Raw genomic sequence first — 12,485 nt, 5'->3', positions numbered from 1 at the left:
ATTAAGGGGATGGATTTATTTAACTGTAAATTTAAATGTCCACCTCGCTTAACTGCTAATCAACAAACTTGGGTGATGGTATGGAAGGTTTTTTTATCGTCATCAAAAAATAGGTAAGCCTGTGCGCTGTCATGGCTCAATTCGCTGATGTCGAGCTGACCCACGAAAACCATTGGCTTTCCGTTTTCTATTGGCCATTCTGGGCCTTGAAGCCATTTCGGCTGTGTTTTGAGACACCGGAAATCAGTTTTTATTTTTTCCTTCAACCAAGACTGCAAATCTTTTTGACTCAGATTTTTTTTCTCTTCGATTAGGTTTGATAGATATTCGGACGGTAGCATCAGCCACTTTGGTTGAATTTTTAGTGTCAAGTTAAATAAATTTTCGTACTTTTTTTCCACTGTGTGAGTAATGCCGTTCTTGCTCAGAACACCAGATAGAAGTGATTGGATGTTGTAGATACACTCAAGATTTCGAAAATCCAGACTGATTGCATAGGTATAGAGATCAGGTTTACTGACATAAGCTGGCAGGTTTTTCTCTCCTCTCAGTAAGGCTTCGATAGTTGCATCTGCATAGACTTTTTCCTCGAATTCTTTAGGTGAAATAGCGCCTTCAACGAATTCTTTAATGATGTCTATAGCGGTCATTACTTGCTTCCTAAATGTCTGAACTCATCAAGTGCTGCGTGCTGCTCACGAGTGACCTCACGCAGATTTCGAGGATTATTCACATCCCTACCACCGTTTCTTTGAGGGTTGTGGTGATGCAATTCCATTGAGTTTCCGTTGGCGTCCAGAGGTGCCGTACCACGTTTCATACGGCTCAAGTTAGCCGGACTGAATTCACCGGAGGCTTTTGAAGCTTCATAGCGGTTTTTCCAGTAACGATTTCTTACCACATCCCATGCGGGAGCTTTGCCATTCGGCAACGGTTTGTCTATGGCTTGGCCGCGTTTCCAGCGTTTGAACTGAACGCAACTCCAACCCCAGGGATCGATCCAGCCGATGGGATTTGGGCTGTACTGATAGAGGTTCAACCCCCCCCGGCTAGCCCAATCGGATCCGGCGTCGTAAACCTTCCCACATCCGGATCATAAAACCTGAACGTATTGAAATGCAGCCCCGTCTCCCGGTCCAGGTACTGCCCCTGAAACCGCAGGTTCTGCTCCTCAATGTAATAAGGTTCGCGCACTTCCTCCAGCGTGTTGCCCCACACCCGATACGTTGCGCACCAGACCTCATGGCCCTCCGCTTCGGTCAGCTGTTCCGGCAATCCGTTCAGGTCGTTGTGGTAATAGCGAATTTTTTGCAGCGACCCAACGCCATCGACACGAGCCAGAGGCTCATATCCGCCGTCATCTTCATAAACATAAAGACTTGTCTGGCTGTGTTTATGCTCCTGCAACAACCGCAGGCCATCCCACGTAAATTGCGTCTCCCCCAACGGGTACCCATCACTGCCGTGCTCGGTTTTTTCAATCCTGCGCCCCAGCGGGTCATAGGTCATCCTGACCACGCGGCCATCTTCGTTGCGCACTTCTATCAGCCGGCTTTCAGCGTCATACGCAAACCGCTGCACCCCCACCTGGCGCTGCGTTTTTCAATCATCCGGCCAAACGCATCGTAGCGATAACGCTTGTCCTGATAGGTCTACAGCTAGTTATGCACTACCAGTCCCGCACCGGATGACGGCCCGTCCTGCAGGTTTGCCGTTGCATAGCATGCGAAAGTAAGCAGTACCGTGTCTGAAGGAGGGGGGCGGTAGAGAAAATGGGCACGCCGACTGGGTTGGATGCCCTTTTTTTGTGGAGGCTGATGAGTGTCTTAATGAATGCCTTGGACAAGTACCTTGTCTTTCTCGCCACTCCATGGATCGTCCAGCAGGTACTTGGCTGCGACTCTGATATCAGTTGGGACCAAGGTGATCTTGTAAAAAATCTCGTCGCCTTCGCAGACCTCGAAGTAAAACGCATAGTCGCGCTTATCCAGATCCAGCTCGACTTTGAATTTTTCAGATGCTGAGGCTACCTCCACCTGTGCGGGGTCTGTGACATGAAACGGAGTGACAATACGGCGCTGGGCGGTTTCACCAAAGGTGAAACTGTTTGTCATATTCAAATTCGACCCGAAAGCGTCTTCGGGCAGAGGATACAAAAACAACGTATGTAGTCGCTATGCAGAACTGCGCCCTGCTCCAGGTTGACCTTGCCCCATTGACTTGACGCCTCGTCGAAGGGACGCGAACGAAATTGGATTTGGCTGTGGGATATCAGTAGATCCACGGATTGGAAGGTTTTTTTCATTGATAGGCCTGCTCTGGTGTCTTGGAAAATATCGATCATGAGGACACGAGGTTCTATGCTCACATCTCGTCGATATCTTCCTCACTAATCAGCCCTTGAACGAACCTGAGAAAGTTTGAGCACACAGGCTTTTCGGAGGCAGCGTGGTTGTCCTCAAAGCTTAATTCGCTATCGAATGTATCTGTCGTGAAATAGCTAATTGCTCCCGAAGCCAGGTTCAAGCAAAAAAAATTTCCACCTAGATCGTCCGCGAAAGGAAGAAGGTTTGAAGGGATAAGCTGTTTTTTCTGCAGGTTTTGGTAGGTGGGCAGCAGCGAGGGCTCCCCATAGACAATCGGCCTGAAAGACGCCACTTCGATAGGGTCGAAGAAATCTTCGCTAGTCCAATACGCTCGTTCCGGCATGCCGCCGTTGTACTTGAGGTAGTGGTCTCTAAAGACGGCGGGTAATTTCTTGCCTATTACGGACTCCAGCTGGTCCAGATCTTCTGAAGTAATGGCCGTTTCGCAGTCCGAGAATTGGTTTTCAAACATCGTCATCTCCAATCATGAGCATCGCCCAGGTTTGACTTTACTGTTGGGAATTCTGTTGGCGAGCCAACCTTTTTTAGAGGCTGCGAGGACTGACTCGCTGCTGTCATATTTAACTTTGAAATGTTTTTCATACTGGGCAACTGAACCACCATGAGGATAGGTCGCCTCATGGGCAGGTTTTCTGACCAGTTGCATTGTTGTATTACCGGACTTCGGATCGAAGTCATCAACGTGGTGCCAGGTATAGAGATTCTTGGCGCTTCTAGGGATACCTGCTTCTTTATAGGCCTGAGTAAAGTCGCGCGACCTGGAGCCTTGCATTTTGATTGTCACGATATTTTTCTGTGAGCCTTTGATCGGATACAAGTCTTTGCTCCCTGTAAAATCTACGCCGGCGTACGCCCAGCCCCATGGATCCGACCAGCCAATTGGATTTGGCGCGTATTGGTAAAGGTTGAGCCCACCTTCCAACCCAATCGGATCCGGCGTAGTAAACCTTCCCACATCCGGATCATAAAACCTGAACGTGTTGAAATGCAGCCCCGTCTCCCGATCCAGGTACTGCCCCTGAAACCGCAGGTTCTGCTCCTCAATGTAATAAGGTTCGCGCACTTCCTCCAGCGTGTTGCCCCACACCCGATACGTTGCGCACCAGACCTCATGGCCCTCCGCTTCGGTCAGCTGTTCCGGCAATCCGTTCAGGTCGTTGTGGTAATAGCGAATTTTGTGCAGCGACCCAACGCCATCGACACGAGCCAGAGGCTCATATCCGCCGTCATCTTCATAAACATAAAGACTCGTTTGGCTGTGCTTGTGCTCCTGCAACAGGCGCAGCCCATCCCACGTAAACCGCGTCTCCCCCAACGGGTACCCATCACTGCCGTGCTCGGTTTTTTCAATCCTGCGCCCCAGCGGGTCATAGGTCATCCTGACCACGCGGCCATCTTCGTTGCGCACTTCTATCAGCCGGCTTTCAGCGTCATACGCAAACCGCTGCACCCCCCACCTGGCGCTGCGTTTTTCAATCATCCGGCCAAACGCATCGTAGCGATAACGCTTGTCCTGATAGGTCAGCAGTTTGTTATGCACCACCAGTCCGGCACCTGCCTGGGGGCCGTCGAGCAGGTTGGCGGCGGCGTCGTAGGCGAAGGTTTCGCGCTGGCCGTGCAGGCTGTCCTGGCTGGCGATGATGCGGCCGGTGGCGTCGTAATGCAGCAGTTGGCGATGTTGTGCGGCGGATTGCTGGTCGAGTTTGCCGATCAGGTTGTCGGCAGGGTCATATTCGAACTGTTTTTGCGCCGCAGCGGGTAACAGGGACGGCTGGTTGGCGTGGCGGCGTTGGCGTGAGCGCAGGCGTCCACTGCGGTCGTATTCGCTGCGGGTGCTGAGCTGGCCCTGGGTGCGCAGTACCTCGCGGTGCAGGCGGTCGCGTTCGAAGTCGCTGATCACCTGGCCGTCAAGGTTGATCTGGTGCAGATGGCCGCTGCCGTAGTACAGGCGATTGAGCCAGCGACCGTCGGGTAGTTGGCTCTGTATCAGGTTGCCCAGCTCATCGTAGTGGTGTTGCAGGTTGCCGGCTGAGCTCTGTTCGGCCAGCAGCTGGCCGAGGGCGTCGTAGGCAAAATCCAGGGCCTGGGCGTTGCCTTGCAGATCCGTGAAGGTGACCGCTGTGAGTTGATCGACCGCATCGTAGGCGTACTCGGTACGGCCATCGTCGGTGGTCTTGGCGATCAGTCGGCCAACCGAGTCGCGCTCCAGCTCATGCACGATTGGAGCAGGCGGGGTTAGCGGGACTACCGCCAGGCCACTGCCCTGCGGGGCGGGAATAGCGGTCACCGCGATCACATTATTCAGTGGGTCGTATCTGTAACGTTTGGCGCTGCCGTCGAGATCCTGCTGTTCTGTCAGCCGATCCCCGGCATCCCAGGAGAACCGGTAGCGCTCACCGTTCTCGTTGATCAGCGCTTGCAGCCGCCCATAGCTGTCATAACCGAACTGCACCTGTCGGCCGTGGGCGTCGGTACGCTGGCGGACCTGGCCGCGACGGTTGTGCTGATAGAGCGTGGTGTGCCCGGCCGGGTCGGTGTAACCCAGCAATTGCCCGCTGACGTCGCGCTGGTATTGCTCGGTGCGTCCGTCCGGCAGTTGGCTGCTGAGCAGGCGACCCTGGGCGTCATAGCTGAACAAGGTGCGCTCGCCGAGGGCGTCGGTGATCACCTGCAAGTTGCCGCGCGTGTCGTAGCCAAAGCGGGTTGGATAGCCCGAGCAATCAACGTGTTCCACCAACTGCCCGAACGGGTTCCAGCGCAGCTTTTTGCTCTTGCCGGTGGCGTCGATGATTTCCACCGGCTGGCCGTGGTCGTCATAGCGGTAGCGGGTGACGTGGCCCAGCGGATCGGTTTCGGCGACGCAGTTGCCACGCGGGTCGTAGCGATACTGCCAGCTGTTGTCGGCCGCGTCGGTTTCCACCAGTGGCAAGGCCCAATGCTCCAGCCACAACGTCGAATCGCTGCGCCCCAACGGGTCGCTCTCGCCGATCAGGTTACCGGCCTCGTCATAGCTGTATTCATAGCGCCCGCCTTGCGGATCGGTGGCGCTGAGCAATTGGCGTTCGTCGTTCCACTCAAACAGCCAAGTCTGGCCGAGGTTGTCGCTGTACTGAATGATCTGGTGCTGCGTGTTCCACAAACGGGTGCTGACCCGCTGCAAACCGTCGGTGATACGCGTGAGACCAGCCTGCAAGTCATAGTCGAACTGGTAAGCGTCGCCCTCATCGGTCCAATGCCGGACCACACGCCATTCCAGGTTTTCAATACAGGCCCACTCATAAAAACAGCGCAACCCGGTGGGCAGTTGATGCTCAACCATCCGCTGGCCGTTGTCGTAGGCAAAACGCCGCTGTACCTGGCCGGTCGCGTCGCGTACTTCAGCCAGGCTCCCGGCCATGTCATAGCCGTAGCTGGCCAGCACTTCACGACGCTGATCGGGATACAAACGCTCGATGCGCGCCAACTGGCCCTGTTCCCGAACCAGTTCAACCTGCACCAGATCTAACGTATCGCGCAGTCGTAGCAGATGCCCGGCTTCGTCGTAGTCGATATGAATACGGTTGTCATTGCGGTCGCCGAGTTGGCTCAGACGCAGCCGCGCCGGGTTGGCAGACGGCTCGAACAACCGGTACAGGCCATCGTCGCTTTCGATCAGCAACTGCCCATTGAGATGGCGGCGCACCGCGAGCCCTTCACCGGCGCTGAATACCGCGCCGCCCAAAGGAATCGAGCCCATGTCGATTGCTCGGCCCTGCTCGTCGGTGTAGATCAGCGTTTCACCACCCTCAGGATGGGGGAGAACTTCGACGCACACTTCATAAGCCACGCTCCAGCCAGCACCCAACAAGCTGCCCGCGCGTTCATCGCGGCTGTTGTAGACCCGTTGCCAGGCAATCGGCAGGATGCCGGGCAGCACGAAGTCCAGTTCCTCGACATCGCCCAGCACTTTCGCGCCAGTGGCGGCGTGGACTGGGTTCGACGAGCCCATCGCCGCATTCGCCATCGCACCCATCGCGCTGCTGACGGCCATCGACGTCGCACCGCTGATCAACATGCACGGCAACTTGCTGAAAAACTTGCCCTTGCCGCCCTTGAGCATCAACAGCGCCGTCACCGCCAGCCCCACGCCCGGCGTCTTGCCGCTGCGAATCTCGCGCACCACCACCGAGCCGCCACCAATGGTCACGTTGGACGAGATCAGCCCGGAGGACACCACGGTGGCATCGCACGTACTGCGGTCACCGCTGCGTACCGCCGGCTGACCATTGATCGTGACTTTGTCCGAACCCTCGGCCAGAAACTGCGGCGGCATTGGCGGGTGCTTCATGCACACCACCAAGTCCAGCGGCTTGGGCACAGCGCCGGGCGCCGGTGTAGCGACAGTCGGACGCCACATCTGTGAGAAGAAACCCTCGGCCATGTCCAGGTAGCTGGCTTCTGGCTCCGGTTCGGGCTCTTCCAGTTCGGTACCGGCCGGCGCGACATGGGAGCTAATTGCCCCTGCTGCTCGCGCGGCCGGAATGTTGTTGGTCAGGGTGTCGGTGGAGCCGGTGAGAATGTTGGCCTGCACCGTGGGTGGAAACAGGGCGTTGCTGAAGCTGTCGCATAAATTCGTTAAGCCTTTGTCGGCTCCGGTCTTGCTCATGGCCAGCCCGACAATCGTGCCCACCACCGCGCCCAGCAAAAAACAGCCGAGGCCGCCGGTGGCCACGGTAATGCCAGTGGCCGCAACCACGGCGGCGGTCGCTACGGCGGTGATCGCGATATTGGCCGCCACCTCCAGCACCCCGCCGAGGATGTCGGCCATCATCGAAGTGTGGGAGAGCGCATCGCCCATTCGGGCTGCCCAGAGTGCGTCAGACATGCGCGGTGCCCAGGGACGTTTCGATTCTATCGAGACTTTCCATCGTCAGTCAGATGCCCCTGTGTGGTTAAGGCATGCTCATCAAAGCTGTTCGCAGGCGCTTGATCAGCTGCGGATCCTCAAGGCAGTCGACAGGCCGTACGTTGTCGAGGACAGGAACTTTGCGCTCGATCCACCACAGCCCTTCCTTGAGCCCACGCCTGCCACGCAGCACAACGGCCAAGTCCAGGTCGCCACCCAGTGCTTGCGCAAGGGTGCGCGCGTCTTCGTCGAGATAGTCTTCCTTGTACAGCTCTACCGTGCTTTGCCAATCGGCATCGCCGGGGTATTCATCTTCAAGTGGCATGATCAGAACCCTGCAAATGATATTAAGTTGCTGCCTGTCGGGTTTCGCGCGGATGGGGCAAGAATCCCATCATAGCCATTGGCTTTCGCCCAACTGCCGATCTGGTGAGTTTCGGTGTATTTGTCACCCGTAATGCTTTTGAGTGATACACCTAATTGTTTGCGCACGTCGGCGCGCGTCAGGTCCAGCACGTTGTTTAACTGCACCCTTTTGCTGACCAGTACCCGTGAGGACAGGTCCACACCCCAATGGGTGACTTCGCCCAATGCGGTCTTGCGCGAGTTGGCGCCATATACGCCACCCAGTCCCTTGGCCGTGTACCGGTGTCGGGACTCCACATTCCACTTATGCGCCTGCCAAGTCGTACCGATGCGTCCAGGCTCCTCGAATCGATACACCGTGCGATTGACCTTGCGGCCTTTGGGTGGGCTTGAGCATTTCATCAGTCCCAAGGGGTCGATCCAGCTCACCGGGTTGGGCGCGTATTGGTAGAAATTAAGCCCGCCCGCCAGACCGATTGGATAGGGCGTAGTGAAGCGCCCGATGTCTGGGTCATAAAAGCGCAGAGTGTTGTAGTGCAGCCCAGTCTCCCGGTCCAGGTACTGGCCCTGGAACCGTAGGTTCTGCTCTTCGACGAAATAGGGTTCGCGCACTTCCTCGACGGTATTGCCCCAGACTTCGTAACGCGCCTTCCACACCCTATGGCCGTCGCTTTCCGAGAGTTGCTCGGGCAGGCCGTTGAGGTCGTTGTGGTAGTAGCGCACCTTTTGCTGGTCACCCACACCATCAATCCTGGCCAGGGGCTCATAACCCTCATCGACATAGAGATAGAGGCTGGTCTGCGGGCCGTGGTGCTCCTGCAGCAGTTGCATCGCATCCCACGTGAAACGGGTCTGGCTCTGCTGCTTGCCCTGGCGGTCGAAGGTGGTCTTGGCGATGCGTCGACCGAGCGGGTCGTAAGTCATCTTGACCACAGAACCGTCGTCATTGTGCACCTGGGCCAGGCGTTGCTCAGCGTCATAGCTCAAGTGCTGGGTGCCGCGCCGAGCGCTGCGTTTTTCAACTACCCTGCCAAAACCGTCGTAACGGTAGTGCTTGTCGCGATAGCTCAGTAACTGGTTGTGGGCCACGCGCCCTGCGCCGTCCAATAAATTGGCGGCTGGATCATAGGCGAAGGCTTCCCTTTGCCCCTGAAGATTGTCCTGGCTGGCGAGAATGCGTCCGGTAGCGTCGTAATGCAGGAGCTGGCGGTAGGTTGCGCCAGGCTGGCTGTCGACGCGTTCCACCAATTGATCGCTGGCGTCATAACCGTATCGGGTTTGTAGCGCTGGCAGCAGTACTGACTGCCCCTGTTGCCGACGCTGGCGAACACGAATCCGCCCGCAACGATCGTATTCGCTGCGGGTGCTGATACGTCCCTGGGTACGCAGCACTTCGCGGTGCAGCCGGTCGCGCTCGAAATCACTGATCACCTGACCATCCAGATTTATCTGATGCAGGTGGCCACTTCCGTAGCGCAATCGGTTGAGCCAGCGTCCATCGGGAAGCTGCGTCTGTATCAGGTTACCCAGTTCGTCGTAGTGGTGTTCCAGGCGACCGCCGGTACTTTGTTCAAGAATCAGCTGGCCGAGTGCGTCATACCCGAACGCCAGGCGTTGTTGCTCGCCGTAATGTCCGGTGAAGGAGATGGCTGTGACCTGATCCTGTTCGTCATAGCTATATTCGGTACGCCCATCTGCGGTGATTTTTGCGATCAGTCGCCCGGCAGCGTCTCGCTCCAGGTCGTGAGTGATGGAGTCTTCGGCGCCAGATGAAGCAACTGTCTCCACGCGAGTGACATTATCCAGCGGATCGTAGGCATAGCGCTTGAGCGTGCCGTTCAGGCGCTGCTCCAGGGTCAGTCGATCACCGGCGTCCCAGTCGAAGCGATAGCGCTCGCCGTTCTCGTTGGTCAGGTTCAGCAGGCGACCGTAGGCATCATGACTCAGCTCCACACAGCGGCCGTGAGAGTCCGTACGCTGGCGCAACCGTCCGCTTGGGCAGTGTTTGAAGTGCGTGGTGTGACCCGCAGGGTCGCTGTAGCTGACCAATTGCCCACTGGCATCACGCTGATAGTGCTCACTGCGGCCATCCGGCAACTGTTTGCTGGTCAGCCGTCCCTGATCGTCATAAGCGAAGTTTGTGCGCTCGCCCAGGGCGTCGGTACTGTTAAGCAGTAGCCCACGCTTGCAGTAATTCAAGCGGGTGGTCAGACCCGAACAGTCGGTGTGCTCGCTGAGTTGACCCAGGGGCGTCCAGCGCAAGGTCTTGCTTGCACCGCGGGCGTCGGTAATTTCCAGGACTTGTCCGTGAGCGTCGTGACGATAAGTCGTCACGTGGCCCAGCGGATCGGTTTCGCCGATGCAATTGCCACGTGAGTCATACCGGAACTGCCAGGCGTTGCCGGCGGCGTCGGTCTCCACCAACGGCAGCGCCCAATGTTCCAGCCAAAGGGTTGATTCACTGCGCCCCAGCGGATCTGTGGTCTCGCTCAGATTACCGGCTTCATCGTAGCTGAATTGGTATTGCCCACCGCTTGGGTCGGTCGCGCCCAGCAGTTGGCTTTCAGCATTCCATTGGAACGCCCAGGTACGTCCCAGAGCATCGATGGACTCGAGGATCTGGTGCCGTGCATCCCAGTGGCGGGTGCTGACGCGCTGCAACCCGTCAATGATCCGGGTGATACCGTTGTCCAGCTCATAGTCGAATCGGTAGGTGTCGCCGCTATCCGTCCAGTGCCGAACCACGCGCCATTCGCGTTCATCCACACACGCCCACTGGTAGAAACAGCGCAGCCCGCCAGGTAATTGATGCTCGGTCATGCGCCGGCCGGCGTCATAGGCAAACCGGCGTTTCACCTGCCCGTCGGACTGTCGCACGGCTGCCAGGTCGCCGCAGCTGTCGTAGGCGTAATGCATCAACACTTCACGCTGCTGATCAGGGTACAGTCGCTCGATATGACTGACACGGCTTGGCCAGGTGGCGTCGTAATTCAGTTCGACCTTAACCAGATCGAAGGTGTCCCGCAGCTGTCGCAGCCGTCCGTTGTCGTCATAGTCCAGGTAAATACGGTTGTCATTGCGATCGCCCAACTGGCTCAGGCGTAGCAGCGAAGTATTCTGCGGCGCTGGTTCAAACAGTCGATACAAGGCATCAGCACTTTCGATCAGCAGTTGGCCACTCAGGTGGCGTCGCACGCTCAGCCCCTCGCCAGCACTGAACACCGCGCCGCCCAAGGGAATGAACCCCATGTTTATGCGTCGCCCCTGCTCGTCGGTGTATAGCAGTTGCTCACCACCCTCAGGGTGGGGGCGAAGCTGGACGCTGACCTCGTAGGAAACGCTCCAGCCAGCCCCGAACAGACCATCGCGGCGTTCGTCCCGGCTGTTGTAGAAACGCTGCCAATCGATCGGCATGATGCCGGGCAGGGCAAAGTCCAGCTCTTCCGGGCCGCCCAGCACCTTGGCCCCAGTGCTGGCATGCACGGGGTTGGATGAGCCCATGGCCGCATTGGCCAAGGCGCCCATGGCTTGACTGACGACGAATGAGTTGACGCCCCCCAGCAGCATGCAGGGCAGATTACTTAGAAATTTGCCCTTGCCACCCTTGAGCATCATTAGTGCGGTCACAGCCAGGCCCACTCCCGGCGTCTTGCCGCTACGAATCTCGCGTACCACCACTGAACCACCGCCGATGGTCACGTTTGGCGAAATAAGTCCCGCTGACACAACCGTCGCATCACACGTGCTGCGATCGCCGCTGCGCACAGCCGGCTGGCCGTTGACCGTGACCTTTTCCGATCCTTCTGCAAGAAACTGTGGTGGCATCGGTGGATGTTTGGTGCAGGTCACCAGATCCAGAGGTTTGGGAACGGCACCTGGTGCGGGGGTGGCGACAGTGGGGCGCCACATCTGGGAGAAAAAACCTTTGGCCATATCCAGGTAGCCTGGTTCTTCTGCATCGTCAGACGCGGGGGCAGGCGCTTGGTTTTCGGTGCCCGCCGGGGCAACGTGGGAGGGGACCGCCCCGGCGGCTCGCGCCGCAGGTATTGAGTTGATCAGGGTATCTGTCGACCCGCTGATGATCGTTGCCATGACTGCGGGAGGGAACAGCGCGTTGCCGATACCCTCACACAGGACGCTCAGCCCTTTGTCAGCACCGGTCTTGCTCATGGCGATGCCGACAATAACGCCGACGACGGCGCCCAATACGCACGCGCCAAGCCCACCTGTCGCGACGGTGATCCCGGTGGCCGCTACTACGGCGGCCGTGGCCAATGCAGTGATCGCCACGTTAGCGGCGACTTCGAGCACACCGCCAAGGATATCGGCCATCACTGAGGTATGGGACAAGCCATCCCCCGACCGTGCGGCCCATAGCAGAGCGTCAGACATCCAGAGGTTTCGTCACTGTGGCACGTCAAACGACAACGAGTTTTTGATCAACGCCCAATGCGCCGCCTCGGCATCCCCAAGCGTGTCCGCCTTCACATAACTCAAGGCAAGCATCTTGCGCGTGCCCGGAATCACTAGTGCCAGTTGATACTGGAACACCTTGTCATTGCCCTTGTTGAACTGGCTGCGCAGTTCGATGCCTTCGACTTCCTGCGCCGCACCCAGGCGCACGTCGACGCCCGGCTGATAACGCAAATCCTGCACCTGCTTTTCCAGGCGCTGGAGCTGGTCGTTGAAGTTGCTGTGCAGGGTTTCGCCATCGGCCAGCAAACTGCGGCTGACGATCAGGGAGGTGCCCAGCTCGAGGAACTTGAGGATGTTGATCGTCGCGTCCTGCAACTCGGCGGCCGGCAGTTGAAACTGAAATTCGTTGATGCGGTACGTCATGGCAAACA

The 12,485-nt window shown here is 57.6% G+C and carries 7 protein-coding genes and 1 pseudogene; all 8 read right to left on the bottom strand.

Features of this window, described 5'->3' with window-relative positions:
* Nucleotides 1-59: 59 nt before the first annotated feature.
* Complete coding sequence (locus tag H045_RS20490) at nt 60-650, bottom strand: hypothetical protein (protein ID WP_015373322.1); 591 nt, start codon at nt 648-650, stop codon at nt 60-62.
* Nucleotides 650-1,733, bottom strand: a pseudogene (locus tag H045_RS20485) (RHS repeat-associated core domain-containing protein); the annotation flags it as partial. The gene H045_RS20490 and the pseudogene H045_RS20485, both read right to left, overlap by 1 nt.
* A 93-nt stretch (nt 1,734-1,826) precedes the next feature.
* A complete protein-coding gene (locus H045_RS25580; protein WP_244159683.1) occupies nt 1,827-2,114 on the bottom strand; it encodes a competence protein ComJ in 288 nt (95 codons plus the stop codon).
* A 250-nt stretch (nt 2,115-2,364) separates the two neighbouring features.
* Complete coding sequence (locus H045_RS20475) at nt 2,365-2,838, bottom strand: SMI1/KNR4 family protein (RefSeq protein WP_015373318.1); 474 nt, start codon at nt 2,836-2,838, stop codon at nt 2,365-2,367.
* A 12-nt stretch (nt 2,839-2,850) separates the two neighbouring features.
* Entirely contained in the window at nt 2,851-7,251 is a 4,401-nt protein-coding gene (locus tag H045_RS20470) for an RHS repeat-associated core domain-containing protein (protein WP_244159682.1), read from the bottom strand.
* Nucleotides 7,252-7,318: 67 nt separating this feature from the next.
* Nucleotides 7,319-7,597 (bottom strand): hypothetical protein, encoded by a 279-nt coding sequence (locus tag H045_RS20465; protein WP_015373316.1) that lies wholly within the window; start codon nt 7,595-7,597, stop codon nt 7,319-7,321.
* Nucleotides 7,598-7,599: 2 nt separating this feature from the next.
* The gene (locus H045_RS20460) at nt 7,600-12,030 is read right to left on the bottom strand and encodes an RHS repeat-associated core domain-containing protein (RefSeq protein WP_041931541.1); all 4,431 of its coding nucleotides are present in this window, start codon (nt 12,028-12,030) and stop codon (nt 7,600-7,602) included.
* Between the two features lie 12 nt (nt 12,031-12,042).
* Nucleotides 12,043-12,477, bottom strand: a complete 435-nt coding sequence (locus tag H045_RS20455) for a DcrB-related protein (protein ID WP_015373314.1) — start codon at nt 12,475-12,477, stop codon at nt 12,043-12,045.
* Nucleotides 12,478-12,485 lie beyond the last annotated feature (8 nt).

It is taken from the genome of Pseudomonas poae RE*1-1-14, assembly GCF_000336465.1.
Classification (GTDB): domain Bacteria; phylum Pseudomonadota; class Gammaproteobacteria; order Pseudomonadales; family Pseudomonadaceae; genus Aquipseudomonas; species Aquipseudomonas poae.
The sequence above is the reverse complement of the archived record's forward strand: the minus strand, read 5'-3'. Positions and strand labels throughout refer to the sequence as shown.

Excerpts from the sequence above, each read along its gene's own strand:
- H045_RS20490 (WP_015373322.1), bottom strand. The coding sequence starts at position 650 with ATGACCGCTATAGACATCATTAAAGAATTCGTTGAAGGCGCTATTTCA.
- H045_RS25580 (WP_244159683.1), bottom strand. The coding sequence starts at position 2,114 with ATGACAAACAGTTTCACCTTTGGTGAAACCGCCCAGCGCCGTATTGTC.
- H045_RS20475 (WP_015373318.1), bottom strand. The coding sequence starts at position 2,838 with ATGTTTGAAAACCAATTCTCGGACTGCGAAACGGCCATTACTTCAGAA.
- H045_RS20470 (WP_244159682.1), bottom strand. The coding sequence starts at position 7,251 with ATGTCTGACGCACTCTGGGCAGCCCGAATGGGCGATGCGCTCTCCCAC.
- H045_RS20465 (WP_015373316.1), bottom strand. The coding sequence starts at position 7,597 with ATGCCACTTGAAGATGAATACCCCGGCGATGCCGATTGGCAAAGCACG.
- H045_RS20460 (WP_041931541.1), bottom strand. The coding sequence starts at position 12,030 with ATGTCTGACGCTCTGCTATGGGCCGCACGGTCGGGGGATGGCTTGTCC.
- H045_RS20455 (WP_015373314.1), bottom strand. The coding sequence starts at position 12,477 with ATGACGTACCGCATCAACGAATTTCAGTTTCAACTGCCGGCCGCCGAG.